Source organism: Acidobacteriota bacterium, from assembly GCA_040754075.1.
GTDB lineage: Bacteria > Acidobacteriota > Blastocatellia > UBA7656 > UBA7656 > JBFMDH01.
The window spans coordinates 1-18,703 of the sequence record JBFMDH010000045.1; the positions used below are offsets into that span (position 1 = coordinate 1).

Sequence of the window (18,703 nt, forward strand, 5' to 3'; positions counted from 1 at the left end):
GTAAGACGAAAGGGTAACATCGGGGAATCTCCTTTGGTTTTTGGATAAAGTGAAACTATGGAGATACCCCGATTGAATCCTTACTTTCAAGTGATTCTCAGAAATTCTTTTTCATGAGGTCTATAGTAGAGACTTTTTATTTGTCGTTTGTCAGGTAATCGGCTTTAAGCCCGTCAACCCGCGTGGACTTTCAGCCCTTGCTCTCGAATGTTAGAATGCGCTCAAATGTAACAAGTCAATTTATATCGGAGAATTTTGAGCGCATGGCAAGTGATGCAGCATCGGCAGCCCAATTTGATAACCCATCGCTTGAAGCGTTAGGCGACGAAGAACTGGTTGACCGGTTTCTTGATGCCACAAACGTAAACAAGCAACGGTGTTTTGAAATTATCATTTCGCGCTATCAATGGTTGATTAACCATGTGATACGCAGTTCGCGCTATCGCTTTCCGGCTTGGGATTCGGCGGATGACGTGATTGCCCGTGCCGTCTTTAAAGTCTATCGCGGCTTGGTGCAATGGCGCAGGGAAGGGAAGCTTTCAAGCTTTATCGCACGCATTGCCACCAGTGAAATGATTGACACGATTCGCCGCGTCCGTCGCGATAAAAGCTGGAATCCGTTGATGACCAATGTCGCTGCGGACGATGACGATAGACCGACGGCAATTGACCGCGCGCCTTCGCGTGAACCTTCACCGGAAGCGCAGTTGCTCAATCGCCAGCAACGCGAACTGGTTGATAGCCTCCTCGAAGAGGTTTGTCGTGATTGGAAAGATAGCGTGATTGTCAGCGATTACATTATCCTGAATCTCAACGCGAAAGAGATTTCCGAGAAGTACGAGATGAGTGAAGATGTGGTTTATCAACGCGCCCATCGTTTGAAAGAACGGTTGATGAATTGCCTTGCCGAACGTGGCATTACCTCTTCAACTACTTTGCTGGGCGTCGGTGGAAAGAAGGGCAAAAAGTAATTTTTGAAAAGGCGTGTTCTCAACCTTCGCCAAGTTGGGAACGCATCACCCGTAGGTCAAATGCCGACCTTCAATTTTTGAAAATAATTTCAGGTTGAGAAGCGGTCGTTGACCGCGCCATTTTTATTTATTTCGAGGCAGTTATGAAATCATCGGAAGCGAACAAAGATTTATACGAGGGATTACAAAATACTTTGAAAGCGCGCGCCGCTGCGGCTCAGGATGAACACTCGGACGCGGGCGACCTCGCCGCATTTTTTTACGGCAAAGCCAGTAAACCTACAGTTGCCGCACATCTTGCCATCTGTTCGACCTGTAAAGAAGAAATCGCGCTCTACGCAAAAGCTGAACGAGCGGCGGTGGCTTTTAAGCCTAACAAAAAAAATGTGAGCGAAGTTCCTGCCGCCGCCCGGGAATTGATTCGCGATTGGGAAGAGAGCGCCTTTGCCAAACCGAAAACCCAAAGTACGGAAATAAACGCCGATTTACTGGCGAAATTGGCGAAAGCGCTTGGCGAACACCAGATTTCAAGAAAAGAACAACGGTCTGTGAGCGGCAGTGATAAACAACAGGTCACGGTTTTTATCCTCACCCGCTCCGGTGAAATTCGCGGCACCGAAATTTTTGCGTGCAGCGAAAATAAGAGCGGCGAAGTGATGCTCAAATGCGCCGATACGTCTGCACGGTTCAATAGTCGGAAACTGCATGCCCTGTTACATCAAGACGGCAAACGTTACACCGTCGAATCCTATTCCATTGAACGTAATCGCGTGCGCGTCGGCAAAATGAATGAACGTGAACTTGCCATCGAGCGAACCCATTATTTCATCATCGAAGATTGAAGTGACCCAGGAATGATTAGCTCTCGGTGTTTGGCGGATAAGCGAAACCGCAGTTCGTAATTTGCCAACCTTCCGGAGTGTGAACGATTTCAAGATTGATGAGGTAAGCAACTTCTAACCATCGAGCGATATTTTCGGGGAAAATAATCGGAAAAACCCGCGTTTCTGAAATTAATTCTTCGGCTTCGACCTTTTCGCCGTCGATTCGCAAAATGCGAAAATAACCTTCACGGGCGCACACTTCACCATTTGCGCCAACGTCATATTCACTGTGTCCGCCGGCTTCAAACGAGGTGAGAAATTCCGGAAATTGGATTGCTCCGCCGCGAGTTGTTAAGTAATTGCTCAGTGCCAGATTGATGGCAATCGCGCGCCGCAAAGTCGATTGCAATTCGTTTAAAACCGCCAGTCGCTGTTGGTTCAACGGGTCATTGAAACTTTCGCCATGCCAATTGAAAAAAGCAATGAGCGACTTGATTAAAATTTCTGCATCAGGCAAATGCGGGACTGAATCAGTAATTGAGAAATCGGTATTTCGTCTTTGAGTTTTAATAGTCGCTTCTTCGACATACCAGCGGGCGAGAAAATCGCGCAATCGTTCGGGTGTGATGGTGGCAATCCTAACGTTGCCGAAATAGGTGGCGAGACATTCTAAAGCTTGCAGGCAATCGGCAATCGCCAGATGATTTTCTTCATCGCGGTTTTTAGCCAACGCCGCGATGAAGAGCGATTGCGCTTGGGCAAGGTTCATTTCTCTTTTTTCGATTTGCTGTTGAAATCAATGACATTTGAATCGGCATCCCCGCTTTTGCCGGACTTTTGACTTTTCGCATTCGCGGGCTTTGCGGGTTCGTTGCCATTGAATAAATCCCACAACAACTCTTCATCTTCCATATCTTCAAAACCTTCCGCAGGGTGTTTGTAATGCAGCAGAGCGGCGTAAAGATGCTCAATGGAAAAATTCTTGTCCTCTAAAATATCGCGCATCACCTTTTCGACCTGTTTGGGATGTTCTTCGGCAATCCGTTCAAAGGCAACGATGGGAAGCGAAGGCTCTTTGATGTAATTCCACAATAGGTCTTTCCAACCCGGAAACTCTTTATCACGATTTTTGCTGGTGAAAATCTGTTTGAATTTTTGATATTCCGGCAAAATCAAAATGCCTTCAAATTCATCGCAAAGAATGGTCACTTCGCTGGCGGCGGTCATTTCGTGAGGAATGGGTGGCAGTTCCGGGATTTTCAATTCGCGTCCGAATTCTTCCTCAAAAAGTTGGGCGGCGGTTTTGCCGGTCTCAGGGTCTTTGCGTTCTAAAAACAGAAAGCGTTGAAATCTGCCGATGGTGGCAGGCAATTGTTTGGCGGCAATGGAGATTTCATCTTTGCCAAATAGTTCAATGAAGGCTTCGCGCTGTTCCTGCTGCGCCTCTTCCAATCCTTCTTCATCGTTCAAGGTTTCAAAGGTCTGGCGAATAGCGAGCGCCTGCATCGCCGAATCTTTATCGGGCAGTAAGAATTGCGCGCCCGCGAAAATGAACTGCTCGCCAAGCGGTAAAATTCGCGCTGCCAGATATTCGCCTTTTTTAAAAGGCAGGTCTTTTAAATTGCCGATGGTTGCGATGGTGAAGGTGTCTTCGCTATCGAGGTCTTTGAGGGTGATTAAATTCGCTTTAAGCGATTTGATTTCAAAGATGCTGTTGATGGAATTCGTCCATTCCAGAAGCAACTCTTCTTCTTTTTCGCTAAGATCATCCTGTGAGTCGACAAAATGCTCGATGACGCCTTCGCCGTAATCATCTACCCAGTCGTAAAGAAACCACTCCAGCAGGGTGTGCGCTTCGTGTTCGCCTTCGGGTTCCGAAAGTCCGAAAAATTCTTCGCGCACCTGTTCGTAGTCTTCTTTTAAATGACCTTCGGTAGCGAATTGGATGAGTGATTGTTTGAGTTCTTCGGCGCGTTTGAGCATTGCCGGAAAAGGAATGGTTGCTGACATGGGGTTCACCTCCACTGCATGAATAGACGCAGGGATTCTATGCTTACGTTTCAAAGCGCGTCAACAACGGTCTGCAATCTATAGGGGCGGCGCTTTGATAAAGCAGTGATAAAATTTGTAAATCGTCAAAGAATTTTTTAGCGCAACAAATCGCGGATTTCCGCGCGCCTTCTGATTTTATCCCATTCGGCGACAACCCGCGCGCGGCGATTTTCTGTCGCATCGGAAAGCAAGCTAACCATATCATCATCAAAGAGGTCTGTTCGGGTCGATTTTTCGCGTGCTGATTCAATTGCGGTGATGTAGTTGAGTACCTGGGTGATTTCGGTTTCGGAAAGATTTTCGGTCTTGCTCAGTAATAATTGTTTGTTAGTCATAACTGCCTCCCTCGCGCATCTGACGGCGACAGGAGACTGACCACAGGCAAGTTCATCCGGTCGCGGCTTTAGCGATGATGATTCGTGAGATTTTGCCCACGATTTTTCTTACGTTAAACGTAATTTTCTTTCCCTTCTTTGTGAATTTGAGTGTGGGCATCATAGCCCAACCTTAAAGTCAAATCAAGCAGACGCAAATATCTTAACGCTTCCTTGTGCGGCTGTCACCACTTTTGCGGAGCACCAGAACCTGTCCCGCACGCAATGAGGGTTTTGACGAACTGCTCAAATTGATAAGCGCATACTGACGCAAGGATAAACATTATCCGCTTCATCCGAAAACCAACCTTTCACCTGCAAGGAAAAAACATTCAGTAAAAACTTAATGAGTTGCGGCAATAAAAAAGCCCGCCTCGTGGACGGGCTTTGGTTGAATGCATCATTCAACACCCTTATTTCACAATGTTGATGAGAATGACTTCCTGACCGGTGATTAAAAATTGTGAAGGCGGTAATTCGCGTTCGGCAACCGTCATCACCGAAAGCGGCGTGTAACCGCCTGATGTGCGTTCGGAATTGAGCGTCATCAAAACCGAAGGCGGCAGTCCCGGCATTTCTTCGTTGCCGACGATTGCCCCATTATCCGAACGCAACACCTTTAAATAAAGTTTGTTGTTGCGTTTTATCTTGTTAATGGCGCGAATCAGTTGCCCTAAATCTTTGGGAACGAAATCGGCGCCGATACCGGCGCGCGCTTCAGCCTGGGCTATCGAAGCGCCATCGCCAACCAGTATCATCAACTGTCCGAGCGGCGCATCGTGGGGAATTTCAAAGGGAATGCGTTCAACAAATTCTGCGCCATTATCTTTCCGCGCAAAGGCTTGAATCTCAATCTTGTCGCCGCGTTGGGCTTCGATTTTATCTACCCACAGACGCGAAAGCGTACCGTTCGAGCGCACATCGGATGAGGTGATATTGACTTCGATGTTCTGTACGTCGATGCCTTCAAAGCCGCTATTGAGCAATGCCGCAAGCGGTTTTTCAACCCCAAGCGTAGCAAACAGCGCGGCGTTGCTCGGCAAAGCAAAGGTGCTGTCGAGTAAAACTTCGGGCTGTCCTTTAATGGCAATGCGCCCGTTGACTTTGACGGTCTGTTGACCGAGTTGCCGTTCGGTTGCGCCGATTGCGGCAATCATCGCAATGCGCATCAGAATCGGCGTCAAAAACGGGTCGTTAATCATTTCGTAATTGTAGGTTTCGACCTTGTTGCGGCTGGTGCGAACATTCAAACGCATGGGAATCATTTTGGGTTGTTCGCCGAGTTTCCCGAATACCGTGGTTGAACGGTCTTGATTGATGGAACCGACGAGATTGCCGCCCACTGCGAGTTTGAACGAGTTGTTTAAATTCGCCACGACTGTGATCACCGATGATTCGGACATCGGCCAGGCAGTTGAACCGGATGCTAAGAAGGGATGACCGAATGCATAAATGCGTTCACCATCGCGATAGGTCACGGTGCCTGCCGCATCGAAATTGAAATCGCCGCGTACCAGTTGCACATTGACCGATGAACCAGGCGCAAGCGTCGTGTCATCATATTTGACCATCGCCGAAGAGGCGCTTGAAGAACCACCGAGACCGGCAACCGGTTGAATGCCGAGTTTTCTCAGGTCATCGCCAAACATCTCGATGACCGATTGCGGCACGCCCGAAAAAGTAACCGGCGTGGCAATCGGAATTATCGCCTGCCCGTTGTTGTTAAATGCATTCACGCCGCTCACCGCGCGCGCCCCAAGCGGATTGACGTTGGCGCCGGGCGAACTCGGCGTTACTGCATAGCCCATCAAGGTATTAAAACTCGAAGGCGTATTGGAATTGACCGGCGTTTGTTCGGTGCCCTGTTCAACCACGCTAATCATATTTTGAATCGGTTGAATGCCTGCGATGGGTTCTTTGGCGAAAGGAAAAGCATAAGCGACCGCGCCGAGCAATTTGCCGTCGATGTAGACCGGGCTTCCGCTCATTCCCGCAAAGACGCCGGTTTTATCAACCTGTCCGCCGCTCAATTTGGCAATCACAATTTTTTGTTTCGGGTTGGCGAAACCATCAAGGACGCCGAGAATTTCGACTTCAAAGCGTTCCGGTTTCGAGCCTTGAAAAACTGTCATTCCGAACCCTTTCATTCCGGCGCGAACGTCTGCCGGATTCATCAGATTGGGGTCGGAAGCGTAGGCGATACCGCTGATGGCAATCATTAAACCAAATAACAAACAACATCTTTTTATCATACTTTTCCTCTCGCAGGGTTTGTGCGTCTTCGACTGTACGGGTGAACAACAAAGGCAACTTCATAACAAGGCGCTCAGACTTGATGATAGTTTCCCGTAAATCGCTGCGTCAAGACTTGATATTTTTCGTTTACACCCTTCACTCAAGCGGATAAAGTTTACCCCTGATTTTATCCAAGAGAGGATGCCCCAAATGAAGCTGCAAAATCGCCTTCGCCTTTTGTTAATCGCAGGTTTGACGCTTAGCCTTTGCGCCTTCAGTTTTCCATCATCGGCGAATACCCCACAAAGCGTTATTCAAAAAAATAAAACGACGAGTGAGCGCATCGCGCGCATCGAAAACGGGCTATTGCCGGCACTGGCAATTAAAGGCAAGCCCGCTAAAAAGTTCAGCCTCATAGAACGCCTGCGCTTTCACAAAGTGCCGGGCGTGAGCGTGGCAGTGATTAATAATTATGCAATCGAATGGGCGAAAGGTTACGGCGTAAAAGATGTTGAAACCAATGAACCGGTCACCGTTGATACGATGTTTCAAGCCGCCTCCATCAGCAAACCGGTTGCGACTATCGGGATGTTGAGATTAGTACAGGCAGGCCAACTCAATCTCGATGAAGATGTGAATGTGAAACTCAAATCCTGGAAGGTGCCTGACACGTCGTTCGTAAAAGAAAAGAGCGTGACGCTTCGTGAACTCGTAAGCCACAGCGCCGGACTCACGGTTCATGGATTCAGGGGGTATGCCGCAACGGAAACGGTGCCGACGCTTGTGCAATTGTTAAACGGCGAAAAGCCCGCAAATTCGGCGCGCATCATTAACGACATCGAACCGCAAAAAATCTGGCGATATTCGGGCGGCGGGTTTTGTGTGATGCAACTGTTGATGACGGATACGACCGGCAAAGCGTTTCCGCAAATCATGCAGGAAAAAGTGCTCTCGCGAATCGGTATGACGAACAGCACCTATCGTCAACCGCTTCCGGTTGAACGCGCCAAACAAGCCGCTACCGGGCATCGCGCGAGCGGTCAAATCGTCAAAGGCAAATGGCATACTTATCCTGAAATGGCTGCCGCAGGACTTTGGACCACGCCTATGGATTTGGCGAAACTTGCCATCGAAGTGCAAAAAGCCAAACTCGGAAAATCCGCTCGCCTGCTTTCACAGGCGATGACTGAACAGATGCTCACCCGGCAGTTTCAAAATTGGGGACTGGGTTTCAATCTTGAAGGCAAAGATAATAAAGCGACCTTCGGACATGGCGGCGCGAATGAAGGCTTCCGCTGTCAACTCACAGCTTTTGTAAATGGCGGGCAAGGCGCGGTGGTGATGACCAATTCCGATACCGGCGGCGCTTTGGCTCAAGAAATTATTCGCGCCATTGCCGCCGAATACGGATGGGCGCAGTCGTTCATCATTGAGCGTGAAGTCGCCAGCGTAGATGCGAAGGTTTATCAAACTTACGTTGGCGAATACACCACGCCGCTTGGAAAATTATCGGTTACGGTTGAAGGGGATAGTTTATTGGTTGAACTTCAAGGGCAGGGAAAAATCGAAATCTATCCCGAATCGGAAGTGAAATATTTTACCCCCGAAGTTGCGAATCTCTCTTTAGTTTTTAATAAAGACGAAAACGGCAAAACCATTTCAATTACGATTCGCCAGGGCGCACAGGAAATTCCGGCAAAGCGCCTGCCGTAAGGGTTCAATTTATCGGTTTTGAAAACTGCTGCAACAATTTTTGAGCGTTGTTGCAGCAGTTTTGTGGTTTGAGAAAGGTGCGACTCACTCGTCGCTTTGTGGTATGCTTGATGCGCCTGAATTGAAAGTTGATTGAACCGCGTATCGTTGAATTCAAGTGGTTTTATGATTGATATTCACAGCCATATTTTATTTCAGATAGACGATGGAGCGCGCACGCTCGATGAATCGCTTGAAATGTGCCGGATGTCAGCGCGCGATGGCGTAACCACGATTGTTGCAACGCCACATGCGCACGACGGCGTTCACCAAACCCACGACCCTGCGCATCTGCGACAAAAGGTGGATGAACTCAACGAGTTGCTACAGGGCGAACCGCGAATCGTTTTAGGTAGCGAACTGCGCTTCACACACGATGTCGTCAATCACCTGTGCAATAAACAAAGCGCGCCGACGCTTGCGGGCACCTCTTATGCGTTAATCGAATTTCCCCATCAAGTAGTGCCGCCCGGCAGTGAACGCGCCTTGTTTGAGTTGATGAATAACGGCATACGTCCAATCATCGCGCACCCGGAACGCAACGTGATGTTGATGGGACATCCTGAAAAATTTTTTGAATTGGTAGAACTCGGCGCTTTGGGACAAGCCGATACCGGTTCATTCACCGGACAATTTGGCAGTAAAGTCAAAGAGACGGCAATCATCATGCTTGAAAATGGCTTGCTTCATTTTGTGGCAAGCGATTGTCACAACCTGCGCAACCGTCTGCCTGGGCTTTCAATGGCAATGACAGCGATTTCTGAACTTGTTGGCGAAGAGTACGCACAGGCGATGTCAAAAGATAACCCCGGCGCGATTATCGAAGACCGCGCTATCCCCACACGTCCCGCACCTGTCTTACCCCAGAAGAAAAAACGCTGGTTGTTTTTTTAGTGCAATTTTTTAAGGCGAGAACTCACAAACACGAATCTGGCTACAGGAGCCGCTTCTAAGGCGGGCAGCTATTGGCTTGAGGGGATTGTCACTCATTCTCTGAGTGATTCTTTAAAAAGAAAATTTGTCTTCGGAGCAGGCGGATCAATTCGGATTGGACGGAAATATTTGAGAAATCAATCTGCCAAATCGGTTTTCTCCGTTCAATCTGAAGACAAAATTTGCTTCTCTCCAGTGAACGATTGCAGTTGATGGAGGGCACTGAATACCGAAAAGGCGCATTCAGTGAACCACGGTTATTGGGTGAATTGAATCAGTTGATGCAATTTTGCAAGCGCCGCGCCCGTGTCAATGGCTTCGCTCGCAAGCCGGATGCCCTCGCTGAAATCACGAGCGCGACCAGCCGCGATTAAAGCTGCGGCGGCATTGAGTAACACAATATCGCGGCGCGAACTTTTTTCTCCCTGCAAAATTTGCCGAATTATTTCAGCGTTTTGTCGAGCGTCGCCGCCTTTAATCTGGTCAGCAACAGCGCAAGCCAGACCGAAGTCTTCGGGATGAATTTCTCGGGTTTTGACTTCACCATCTTTTAACTCGGTTAATCGGGTTGTGCCGGTGATGGTGATTTCATCGAGACCATCGCTTCCGTGAACAATCAAGGCTCGCCGGGTTCCCAAATCATTCAACGTATGCGCGAACATTTCCGTAAGCTGGGGTGAAAACACGCCAATCACCTGACAGTTTGCGCCTGCGGGATTCGTTAGCGGTCCCAGCATATTGAAAATCGTGCGCACCCCAAGTTGCCTGCGCACCGGAGCGACATGTTTCATGGCTTCATGTAAGAGCGGCGCGTGTAGAAAGCTGATGCCGACTTCATCAAGGCAGGCGTTAATGCGCTCAATGGGAAGTTCGATTTTGACGCCGAGCGCTTCCATCACATCGGCGCTGCCGCAATGGCTCGACACTGAACGGTTGCCGTGTTTGGCGACGCGCACCTTGCACGCCGCAACCACGAAAGCCGCAGCGGTTGAAATATTGAAACTGCCGCTTACGTCGCCGCCGGTTCCGCAGGTATCAACTAACGCCTCATCAGTATTGATTAAACGCGGACGCACAGCCGTCGCTTTACTTCGCATCACTCTGGCAAAGCCTGTGAGTTCGGCAACCGTTTCACCTTTCATGCGAAGCGCCGTAAGCAATGCGGCAATCTGCGCCTCGGCGCACTGCCCGGTCATGATTTGTTCGAGCACTGCCGCCGCTTCATCGGTTGTCAGGTGCTGGCGCTCGATTACCTTTTTAATCGCCTCGTTGATGGTCATAAGTTTTTCAGTTGCTGATGAAAAACTAGCACGGTGATGGAAGAAAAGTTAAGCAGCGCGAGTAGTAAAATGTTTTCACTCGCTTTCCGAATGGATTTTGGGAAATAGTTGCTGATGAGAAAGACGGATTTATCAGGTTCATTAAAAATAGCCTGACAATACATCGCTGGGCTATTCGCAACTGCCCTTACGGGGCAAGTCGCAGTTAATCGTTTTCAAACCTTCTGCTTGTGTAAGCTCAGTTACGCACATCTCTTTTCGTTAAACGGTGCCCGGTTGCAAAGGTTGAAGGGTTATCTGCTCAAACCTGTTGGTTCGTCATTCACGCTCAGGCGTCTTGAATTTTTTGAGGCGAATATCACCAGAGAACAGCCGACGGGAAAAATAATTTCGCTAATCGCTTTTGCGGTTAAATCGGCTTCAGTTAAAGGCGAATTGGCGGTTTCGGTAATGGCAAACAAAATGATGCTGCCAAACGAAATGCCGACCGTAATGCCAATGAAAATATAAGCTGAGAGATTCTTGCGGGATTGTTTTTCCAGCCATTCAAGCAGCAATCCGAGACAGGCATATTCGATAGCTTTGATGAAGCCGATTAAAAATAACGGCGTATCGGAAACCACATTTGCGGTCAAACCCAGAGTTTGCGCGACACTCTTTTGCAATAAATTGGCGATTAAAAAGCCGATGGGGGCGGATAAGAATCCCGCGACGCCCATAAAATTTTCGCGGTGTTGCGCCACCAGTCTGCCCATCGCCAATCCGACGCAAACAATCACCGACCACGAAACTTTATGCGCTAAATCGGCGATGAACGGTTTTGCGCTTGCGACGTCGAAATAAAGAAATGCAACCAGAGCCAACAATACTTCAATGGCAAAGCCAAGTAAAATTGCAATCCAGGCAACTTGCAGCATAGTTAAATTCGATATCCCGGTGAATTGCGGTGTATCTACAGGCTCAGAAAAATCGCTTCTGTTTTCAACCCATAGAACACCTTTCAAAAAATTTAGGGTAATCAATGAATTCTCCTTCTCATCACTTCTCTCGCCAGGCATGGATTCCGATGGAGGCTTTACCCTTGCGGTCAGGCTTAAACATTCTTCAGGTGTTGAGTGCTAAAATGATTTTCTGTCTCAGGGATTACTGAAGACGATTTACGAGCGAGGGTGCGAAAAATTGACCTGCACGCCTCATTGCCTTTGCCTTCTATTCAATGGTTGCGTTGTGTGCTTCCCTTCGTCTTGCCAATAGAAGCGAGCCTTGATTAAACCTCAAACATTCGGTTTACAAATTGAGGTATAGCTCAATGAAAGTTTCAGATAATCGTTTAAATCGGTTGCCAAGCCGGGTAAATTCGGTTCAGTATTCGCTTGCCTGAGATTGAATAAAACTGAAATCCGAATTTGCTCGACGACATTGACCTCGGCGTCGGGCAAGAGATAGCCGAAGATGATTGCGCACAGATAAAAAACGATGAGCGCTTTGATACACGAGGCTTTCGCCTTTTGATAAGCGCGCGTCGGCAAAAATAGTCCGGCGCGCGCCGTCAATCTCTCACCCGCAAGCAAATTTTTCGTCACTCGACCGAACCGCTTGACGTTCGGGTATTCGCCTTTTTTGAACACGGGCTTTTGAGAAATCGTTCCAGCGACATCGCTCTGCGCGTCTTGGGCTTTAACTTGAATATAATTATCTGCTAAAGAGTTACTGTCGCCAGAAAATCGGACAACTCGAATGCGGCAGCCCGGACGGCTCGCCATATTTGGTTTAGCGTTCGTTATGTGATTGTGGTAAGCGATTCGAGTCGTCATAAAAGCAAATCCTTTGCTTGTCTTGAGTCAACTTCTCACGCTGACTTATAATCTCAAGACACTCGGTTGGGGGCTGCGGTCTGGAGCAGCCCCATTGACTTCAACCGACGTGCTTGATCGTAAGCGAAAGCCTGAGAAAAAGTCTTTAAGAATGTCTAAAAGAGTTCTAAAAGAGTTCTAAAAGCATTATGTTGCTGAAAAACAAAGAGTTTTATGAGTTCGAGGGCTTCCGTTTAGACCTTGCGGAACGCGCCCTCTATCGCGATGGCAAACTCATTCCCCTAACTCCCAAAGCCTTTGATACCCTGCTGCTGCTGGTTGAAAACACCGGACGCATCCTCGAAAAAGAGGAGATGCTGGAAAAAATCTGGCCCGATACCTTTGTTGAAGAAGCCAATCTCGCAGTCAATGTATCGGCATTACGCAAAGCGTTGAATGAAGCGAAAGACGGCTTACATTTCATCGAGACGATTCCACGTCGAGGGTATCGGTTCAGCGCCGAAGTCAAAAAAGTGGTCATTGAGGCAAGCGAACCAGCGGTTCAGGCTGAAGCGATGCGCCGCATTGAAGAAACTCCCGAAGAGACCAACGACGACCCGCTCTCGGTAGAGGTCTTTAAATCCCGCCCGAATGTCTCAATCAAAACTACAGTTATTTCACCTGAGGAGGATGGGCAGGCAAGTGCGGCTCAGGAAAATAATCAACTTGATGACGATACGGCGCGGTTGCTCGATAAACTGGGAGTGTGGGAATCTTCAACTCCTCAAACCGCAAGTGCTTTGCCAATGCCGCAACGCAATGCGGTAAGCCTTGCGCGAAAATCGGGCTGGCTGGCGCGCAATAAACAATTGGTGATTGCCGCCGCCGCCTTAGTGGTCGCCTTGCTTGCGGTTTTTATCTATTTCAACTTTTTAAAACCCGCGCCGCCTTCGCGCCGTCTGGCGGTTATGCCGTTTGTTAATTTGCAGAACGATGCAAATATTGATTTCTTGAGTCTCGCGCTTGCCGATGTCATCATCACCAAGTTGAACTACGCCAGCGAAGTCAGCGTCTTGCCGACTTCCTATGTCAGCAAATATCGCAATCAGGAGATTGATGCGAAAAAGATTGCCAGCGAACTCAAAGTGCAAACCATGCTCACCGGAACCTATCAAAAAGATGGCGATGACATCATCATCAACACCCAGTTGATTGATGTAAAAAATGACCGCACTGCCTGGCAGGAGAGCATTCGTTTGAAATACAACCGGGTTGTCGAAGTGCAGGACAAAGTGGCGCAACAGGTCATCAAAGGCTTGCAGGTGCGCATGAGTTCTGACGAAAGCGCGCGCGCTGAGCGTGGCAATACGCAAAACTATCAGGCTTTTGAATTATTTTTGCAGGGCGTTGATCTCTATCAAACCAACCGCTTCAAAGCCGCAGTTGAACGCCTTGATGAAGCCGTTAAGCTCGACCCGCAATTTGCGCTCGCCTGGGCGCATCTGGGCAGAGCTTACTCGGCGTCGGCAGCTTTTCAACTGGGAGGAGCAACTGATTATCAAAAAGCGCAGGACTATTATGACAGGGCGCTGGATTTGAATCCTGACCAGATTGAAGCGCATATTTTTAAAGCCAATCTGCTCACCGATACCGGCAAAGCCGTTGAAGCGGTGCCGCTACTTAGAGAAGTTTTACAAGCCAACAGCAATTTAGCCGAAGCCCATTGGGAATTGGGTTACGCCTATCGGTTCGGCGGTCTGATTCAGGAATCGATTGCCGAATGCGAAGCGGCGCGCCGCATCGACCCGGAAGTGAAATTGTATAGTTCGGCGCTCAATAGTTATTTATACAACGGCGATTATCAAAAATTTATCGATTCGTTGCCGCAACGCGAGATTGCCTTTATCGTCTTTTATCGCGGCTACGCGCATCACTATATGGGCAATGATAAACAGGCAATAGAGTTTTTAAATCGCGCTTATGAACTCAATCCCGATTTGTATACCCGCATCGGTAAAGCGATAGCCTTGGCGATTGAGGGCAAAAATCGGGAAGGCATTGAACTGTTGCGCGATACGCGGCAGATGATTGAAGAGCGCAATGTCGCGGATGCCGAAGGTATCTATAAAGTCGTGCAAGCTTATGCGATGCTGGGCGATAAAGCGACCGCCCTGAAAATGCTCCGCCGCAGCATCGAAGGTGGCTTTTATTGTTATCCGTATTTTAAGACCGATGCGCTGTTGAAAAATCTCCGCAACGAAAGCGAATTTAACCAACTGATGGAAACCGCCCGCACCCGCCACGAAGAATTCAAACGCAAATTCTTTTAAACTGTATTGGGTTCAATTCTATAAAATCACCAGATGCGATTTAATTTCCCACCTCTGCTTTAATGGCATCTTGCAAAATCAAATCGGCAATTTGATGGGCATTGAACGCTCCTCGGATATAGGAAGGTTTGCTTTGCATAGAGTAGTCGCTTTCAAATAACTCATCGCACAATTGGTCAATTTCTTTTTGAAAGGCGCTATCGGTTGAACGAAAGCCATCAGCGGTGAGCGTGTGGGTGATGGGTAAACGCACCAGCAAATCATAAGTCGTCATCCAGTGGCGGCAATAGGAATGCAATGAACGATATTCATGATTACCCTGCTGAAAGCGTCTGGCGTAGTAAGCGAAGTTATCGAGCACGGCGCGGTCACAAACTAAAATTGCGGCGCGCGGCGATTTTTCGATTTCCAGTTGAATCTGTCGCGCAATAATCCATTGATAAGCTTCGCGCGTCCCCTGTTCGTTCAGCGGAAAAGGGCATTCGCGGGCGATTTCGGTAATCAATTCGACGGTTTTACCGCGCCGTTTTAAAACCCCCGCCAGTTCGTAAGCAAGGGTGGTTTTATTGACGCCATGCGTGCCCACCAGGGCGACTTTGAACATTTTCTGCCTCCGCTAAAAAGCAGACATTGTACGTCGTCGTCGGTCACTTGTCATTGGTCATTTGTCATTTGCCCGGTGTTTATATCAAACTTTCTGGCTTGATGATTGATAGACACAGGCAATCAATGAATTCAGCCACTAACGAAGGACAAATGACTAGGGACAACATAGCGATTGTATTATCGGCAGGTTATTTCGGCTTTTTCGCGCACGCCGGGTTTATGCGGGCGATTGAAGAACGCAACATTGATTACACGGCAATCGCCGGGTCGAGCGCCGGCGCGATTGTCGCAAGCCTGCACGCCTCGGGCGTACCGGCAAGCGAAATCATCGCGACGCTCGGTGAAATTCGCAAAAGCGATTTCTGGGACAGCACCGGCGCCGGCGGATTTATTCGCGCGCTTTTAAAAAAAGGGCGCGGCTGGACGGGACTGTTAAAGGGTGAATTATTCGAGCGCATCATTGAACGTCATCTGCGCGCCAAAACTTTTGAAGCCTGTTCGCGACGGTTATATTTGACCGCCTTCAACCTGGCCACCGGCAAAGATGATACCTTTCATTCGGGAACCATTGCCGACAAGGTGCGCGCTTCGTGCAGCTATCCGTTTTTGATGGCGCCGAGAAGAATCGGCGAAGCCGACTATTGGGATGGCGGGTTTCTCGCAAAAATTCCGCTTGAAGCGATGATTGCCCGCGAACAACCCGACCGCATTCTGGTTCATTATTTGCCAACCCGCGAAGACGAACGCGGCTTGAATGAGCGCAACTGGACGGCGTTTGCGATGCTTGAAAAATCGCTCACTGCTGCCCGCAAAGAGATTGAACAGCATCGCGTCGAAGCGTTGGGCGAATTCAAAGAGCGTCTGAGTTGGATTGAACCGATTGTGCCGCAACTGGGTCCCGATAAACTTGCGCAAGGAAACCAGGCAGTCGATGCGGCATATCAATTCGCGCTCAAGCGACTTGCGGAAATCGGTTTGTGAAAGTTTTGTTGCGCTGGGTATAATTGCCAATCGCTTTCTTAACTGCGTACGGCACTGCTAACAAACTGGAGTTAGAGAATTCTGAGACTGCCAGCAAAAAAGTAAATATCCGTGCAAGGATCGGCTCTGCGATATTTCTATTCATGAAAAAGCGATTGTTTAAAAATCCGATGAATCAAGTTACCCTAAAGAAAATTAACGCTATTTTTTTACTCAGGCATTCAGCAATCGCGCAATGTAGTTCAAGGAGAGAGTTTTTGATGAGAAGAGTAGTTTCAACCGTATTGATTTCAATCTTCATCCTTTCGGGTTTAATCATTCCCAACGCAATTCAAAAGATCACGGTGTTTGCTCAAAGCGCAGCGCCTTTCATCAAGCGGCTTGCGCCTAATGTCATTCCAGCGGGAACCGAAACCTTTACCCTCAGATTGCAAGGCAACAGTTTTTCCGCTGATGCAAAGGTTCACCTGGATGGCGTACCGCTTGCCACATCCCGAGTCATCGGGAAAAAAGGTCGCTTGCTGTTAGCCGAAATCGAAGCCTCGGTCATCGCCAGCGTTGGCACCCATGAAGTGAAAGCGGTCAATGGTGACGGGCAATCGAGCGCCACCCTCACCTTGAGCGTGGTGCAGGCAAGTGCCGAAGTGCGCATGCATTTGCAGGGCAATGCGACAGAAGCCGGACACGGCTCGGATTTGCTTTTTCCGATTAGCGGCGAAGGCTTTTCCGATAAAACCGTAGCCGTGACCTCCGGTTTTGAAGCGGTTGCCACAACCTTTATCAACGATGAATTGCTATCGGTGCAAATCGCCGCCGATTTGGTTGAGAATGCCGCGCGCGTGCCGATTTATGTGCGCAATAAAAACGGCGACATCTCGAATGCGGAAATCTTTTATGTGGTTCCGCAACCCGCCCAAATCAATAGCATCGAACCGGACACTGCCGAAGCCGGGAGCGAAGACCTTGAACTGATTGTTCGCGGCGATTTCGCCAACGATGCCATTCTGGTGATTAATGATGTGCCGATTCCGGCGACCTTGAAACGTCCAGGCCGATTGATGACCACGCTTCCCGCTTCATTGCTTGCACAACCCGGACGCATCTTCGTACGTGTCGAACAGGAAGGTATTCAATCAAGCGACATCATTTTCACGGTGCGCCCGCCAAAAGAGGAACCGATTGTATTCAATGTTGCGCCAACCCGTATACGACTCGGCGATAAGCGCCCGACGGTTGATTTATACGGCGCAAATTTAGGTGATAACCTCACCGTTACACTTGATGATGCGAAGGCTAAAGTGCAATCTTCAACCAAAACTTTACTACGCATTGTGATTCCTGAAGAGAAACAGACCAGTCTCGGCACCCACACCATTCAAATAACCAACGAAGAAGGCAACACGGTCACGGCGACTTTCGAGATTGTTCAGGATGTTGAAGTCAGTACGCTGGTCGGCATTTCCCGCGAAGGCTTCAACGAAACCACCTGTGTACCGGCAGAAGAAGCCAGGCTGCGTCGCCCGAGGCGCATTGCCGTTGGGACTGACCACATGCTGTATGTGACCGACCAGCAAAACCACGCGATTCGTCGCATCAACCCGGACACCGGCGAAGTTTGCAACATTGCCGGGACGACAGGGGATTTCGGTTATCACGACTCCGGCAACAGCGCCGGTCGCCCTGTAACCTTCTCCTTCCCGAACGGCTTGGCGGTGGCTCCTGATGGCACAATTTATGTAACCGAAAACGGCAATGATGTGGTGCGACGCATCAGTCAAAATGGCGGCGGCATTTCGGTTGATACCATCGCCGGAACCACTGAATTGATAACCACAGCGCCAAGGCAGGAAAAATTGAATGCCACAAAAGAAGGCATCGAAGGCTTCAGAGATGGTGTAGCCAGTAACGCGGCTTTCCGTCACCCCGATGAAATCGTCATAGGGCCGGATGGCGCATTATATTTCACTGACCCGAATAATCATGCGATTCGCAAAGTCGCGCAGTCAGGCGGACAATTTATGGTTGAAACGGTTGCCGGAAACGGTGTGCCGGGATTCATTGACGGGGACGGGGTTACCGCCAGATTCAACACGCCGACGGGGTTGGCGATTTCGGCGGATGGGAATTTCCTGTATGTCGCGGATACCGGCAACAATCGCGTTCGCAAAATTAATTTGCAGACCCGCAAAGTGGAAACTTTTGCAGGCGAAGGCAGCGGCGGCAGCAGCGATGGACCCGGATTCATTGCCAATTTCATTCAACCGATTGGCTTGGCTTTTGATGCCAATGGCATTTTGTACGTTTCGGAAATGGGACCGGGGCGCATTCGCCGCATTGATCAGCAGGGCAATGTGACTACGCTTGCCGGAGCTGACAGCGTCAAATTCCGTGAAGGTCCGGGATCGCGCGCCACCTTTAATTTCCCAAGAGGCATCGCCATTGATCGCGGCACTCTGTATGTTGCGGATTATGAAAACTTCCGCATCAGAAAAATTCCGCTGCTCGATTAACTGGCGCAGCAAACAAACAACAGGGCTGGCACAATTTGCCAGCCCGATTTTTTTATTACCGC

15 protein-coding genes are annotated in these 18,703 nt (G+C 49.1%); 7 read left to right on the plus strand and 8 right to left on the minus strand.

What is annotated here, in order from left to right:
* Positions 1–263: 263 nt before the first annotated feature.
* Together AB1757_29030 and AB1757_29035 are read left to right on the plus strand one after the other, a co-directional pair.
* The gene (locus tag AB1757_29030; GenBank protein ID MEW6131110.1) at positions 264–971 is read left to right on the plus strand and encodes a sigma-70 family RNA polymerase sigma factor; all 708 of its coding nucleotides are present in this window, start codon (positions 264–266) and stop codon (positions 969–971) included.
* Between the two features lie 143 nt (positions 972–1,114).
* Positions 1,115–1,813, plus strand: coding sequence for a hypothetical protein (locus AB1757_29035; protein MEW6131111.1), 699 nt, complete (start codon positions 1,115–1,117; stop codon positions 1,811–1,813).
* 16 nt (positions 1,814–1,829) lie between these two features.
* Here the strand turns inward: AB1757_29035 and AB1757_29040 are convergent, their stop codons facing one another.
* The 4 genes from AB1757_29040 to AB1757_29055 form a co-directional block, all read right to left on the minus strand.
* The gene (locus AB1757_29040; GenBank protein MEW6131112.1) at positions 1,830–2,564 is read right to left on the minus strand and encodes a hypothetical protein; all 735 of its coding nucleotides are present in this window, start codon (positions 2,562–2,564) and stop codon (positions 1,830–1,832) included.
* Positions 2,561–3,805: a hypothetical protein gene (locus tag AB1757_29045; protein ID MEW6131113.1), complete on the minus strand. Its 1,245-nt coding sequence runs from the start codon at positions 3,803–3,805 to the stop codon at positions 2,561–2,563. The genes AB1757_29040 and AB1757_29045 overlap by 4 nt, the downstream gene beginning before the upstream one ends.
* Positions 3,806–3,942: 137 nt before the next feature.
* The gene (locus AB1757_29050; protein ID MEW6131114.1) at positions 3,943–4,182 is read right to left on the minus strand and encodes a hypothetical protein; all 240 of its coding nucleotides are present in this window, start codon (positions 4,180–4,182) and stop codon (positions 3,943–3,945) included.
* Positions 4,183–4,634: 452 nt separating this feature from the next.
* A complete protein-coding gene (locus AB1757_29055; protein ID MEW6131115.1) occupies positions 4,635–6,473 on the minus strand; it encodes a SpoIVB peptidase S55 domain-containing protein in 1,839 nt (612 codons plus the stop codon).
* A gap of 193 nt (positions 6,474–6,666) precedes the next feature.
* On the opposite strand from AB1757_29055, the gene AB1757_29060 reads away from it, so the two are divergent.
* Positions 6,667–8,169: a serine hydrolase gene (locus AB1757_29060; GenBank protein MEW6131116.1), complete on the plus strand. Its 1,503-nt coding sequence runs from the start codon at positions 6,667–6,669 to the stop codon at positions 8,167–8,169.
* A 165-nt stretch (positions 8,170–8,334) separates the two neighbouring features.
* A complete protein-coding gene (locus AB1757_29065; protein MEW6131117.1) occupies positions 8,335–9,102 on the plus strand; it encodes a CpsB/CapC family capsule biosynthesis tyrosine phosphatase in 768 nt (255 codons plus the stop codon).
* Between the two features lie 296 nt (positions 9,103–9,398).
* Here the strand turns inward: AB1757_29065 and trpD are convergent, their stop codons facing one another.
* From trpD to AB1757_29080, 3 genes are all read right to left on the minus strand, one after another.
* Positions 9,399–10,421 carry an anthranilate phosphoribosyltransferase gene (trpD, locus tag AB1757_29070; protein ID MEW6131118.1) on the minus strand — a complete coding sequence of 341 codons (1,023 nt, stop codon included), beginning with the start codon at positions 10,419–10,421 and terminating at the stop codon, positions 9,399–9,401.
* A 293-nt stretch (positions 10,422–10,714) separates the two neighbouring features.
* Entirely contained in the window at positions 10,715–11,443 is a 729-nt protein-coding gene (locus tag AB1757_29075; protein MEW6131119.1) for a hypothetical protein, read from the minus strand.
* 252 nt (positions 11,444–11,695) lie between these two features.
* Positions 11,696–12,235, minus strand: coding sequence for a hypothetical protein (locus AB1757_29080; protein ID MEW6131120.1), 540 nt, complete (start codon positions 12,233–12,235; stop codon positions 11,696–11,698).
* Between the two features lie 188 nt (positions 12,236–12,423).
* Here AB1757_29080 and AB1757_29085 point away from each other — a divergent pair, with 188 nt between their 5' ends.
* Positions 12,424–14,544, plus strand: coding sequence for a FlgO family outer membrane protein (locus AB1757_29085; GenBank protein ID MEW6131121.1), 2,121 nt, complete (start codon positions 12,424–12,426; stop codon positions 14,542–14,544).
* Between the two features lie 40 nt (positions 14,545–14,584).
* Here AB1757_29085 and AB1757_29090 read toward each other — a convergent pair whose 3' ends face one another.
* Positions 14,585–15,148 (minus strand): AAA family ATPase, encoded by a 564-nt coding sequence (locus AB1757_29090; protein MEW6131122.1) that lies wholly within the window; start codon positions 15,146–15,148, stop codon positions 14,585–14,587.
* Positions 15,149–15,300: 152 nt separating this feature from the next.
* Here AB1757_29090 and AB1757_29095 point away from each other — a divergent pair, with 152 nt between their 5' ends.
* Together AB1757_29095 and AB1757_29100 are read left to right on the plus strand one after the other, a co-directional pair.
* Positions 15,301–16,131, plus strand: a complete 831-nt coding sequence (locus AB1757_29095) for a patatin-like phospholipase family protein (GenBank protein MEW6131123.1) — start codon at positions 15,301–15,303, stop codon at positions 16,129–16,131.
* A gap of 260 nt (positions 16,132–16,391) precedes the next feature.
* Positions 16,392–18,641, plus strand: a complete 2,250-nt coding sequence (locus AB1757_29100) for an SMP-30/gluconolactonase/LRE family protein (GenBank protein ID MEW6131124.1) — start codon at positions 16,392–16,394, stop codon at positions 18,639–18,641.
* Positions 18,642–18,703: the final 62 nt, after the last annotated feature.

Bases quoted from the DNA above. Each gene is read 5' to 3' on its own strand.
- AB1757_29080 (MEW6131120.1), bottom strand. From the start codon at position 12,235: ATGACGACTCGAATCGCTTACCACAATCACATAACGAACGCTAAACCA.
- AB1757_29030 (MEW6131110.1), top strand. From the start codon at position 264: ATGGCAAGTGATGCAGCATCGGCAGCCCAATTTGATAACCCATCGCTT.
- AB1757_29065 (MEW6131117.1), top strand. From the start codon at position 8,335: ATGATTGATATTCACAGCCATATTTTATTTCAGATAGACGATGGAGCG.
- AB1757_29050 (MEW6131114.1), bottom strand. From the start codon at position 4,182: ATGACTAACAAACAATTATTACTGAGCAAGACCGAAAATCTTTCCGAA.
- AB1757_29090 (MEW6131122.1), bottom strand. From the start codon at position 15,148: ATGTTCAAAGTCGCCCTGGTGGGCACGCATGGCGTCAATAAAACCACC.
- AB1757_29045 (MEW6131113.1), bottom strand. From the start codon at position 3,805: ATGTCAGCAACCATTCCTTTTCCGGCAATGCTCAAACGCGCCGAAGAA.
- AB1757_29095 (MEW6131123.1), top strand. From the start codon at position 15,301: ATGACTAGGGACAACATAGCGATTGTATTATCGGCAGGTTATTTCGGC.
- trpD (MEW6131118.1), bottom strand. From the start codon at position 10,421: ATGACCATCAACGAGGCGATTAAAAAGGTAATCGAGCGCCAGCACCTG.
- AB1757_29035 (MEW6131111.1), top strand. From the start codon at position 1,115: ATGAAATCATCGGAAGCGAACAAAGATTTATACGAGGGATTACAAAAT.
- AB1757_29055 (MEW6131115.1), bottom strand. From the start codon at position 6,473: ATGATAAAAAGATGTTGTTTGTTATTTGGTTTAATGATTGCCATCAGC.
- AB1757_29040 (MEW6131112.1), bottom strand. From the start codon at position 2,564: ATGAACCTTGCCCAAGCGCAATCGCTCTTCATCGCGGCGTTGGCTAAA.
- AB1757_29100 (MEW6131124.1), top strand. From the start codon at position 16,392: ATGAGAAGAGTAGTTTCAACCGTATTGATTTCAATCTTCATCCTTTCG.
- AB1757_29085 (MEW6131121.1), top strand. From the start codon at position 12,424: ATGTTGCTGAAAAACAAAGAGTTTTATGAGTTCGAGGGCTTCCGTTTA.
- AB1757_29060 (MEW6131116.1), top strand. From the start codon at position 6,667: ATGAAGCTGCAAAATCGCCTTCGCCTTTTGTTAATCGCAGGTTTGACG.